Source organism: Nitrososphaerales archaeon (assembly GCA_025058425.1).
Classification (GTDB): domain Archaea; phylum Thermoproteota; class Nitrososphaeria; order Nitrososphaerales; family JANXEG01; genus JANXEG01.
In genome coordinates this window covers 1-652 of the sequence record JANXEG010000093.1, presented here as the reverse complement: position 1 = coordinate 652, position 652 = coordinate 1, and the positions used below count along the sequence as shown (strand labels likewise).

The following is a 652-nucleotide window of genomic DNA, read 5'->3' as shown; positions in this document are numbered from 1 at the left end:
TAGAAGGAAATTATGTAATGGTTATACCTGCATGTTGTTCAACAATAATTGAAGGACCTTATCCTAAAACTGCATATAATGTTCCAGTATTGAATATAGCTTTTGCAGCTTCACCTTCAACTGCAGCAGGGGTTAAAGCTGGATTTGAAATCTTAGGTAAAAGTGGTATTCACGTTGTTGTTTGGGCTGGTGATGGTGCAACAGCAGATATAGGTATGGCATCTTTAAGTGGTGCTGCTGAAAGAAATGATGATATAATCTACATATGTTATGATAATGAAGCTTACATGAATACTGGTATTCAGAGGAGTGGTGCAACTCCATATGCTGCTTGGACTACAACGACAATTTTAGGTAAAACTGAACATAAAAAGAATGTTCCAATGATAATGGCTTCACATAGAATACCATATATAGCCACAGCCTCTATAGCTTACCCATTTGATTTTATTGCTAAAATTAAAAGAGCAGCTTCAATTAAAGGCTTCAAATACCTTCATTTACATAGTCCATGTCCTACTGGATGGAGATTTCCAAGTGATAAAACTATTGAGATAGGTAGACTCGCAGTTCAATGTGGCATGTGGCCTTTATATGAAATTGATCATGGAGTATTTAAATTAAGTAGTATATGTAAACCACTCTTAAATAA

At 35.1% G+C, this 652-nt stretch carries 1 protein-coding gene; it reads left to right on the top strand.

The genetic code is table 11. The annotated features are described in order from the left end of the window. Positions 1-17: 17 nt before the first annotated feature. Positions 18-652 (top strand): thiamine pyrophosphate-dependent enzyme (locus NZ896_06830; protein ID MCS7117157.1); only part of this gene is annotated, 635 nt, incomplete at its 3' end.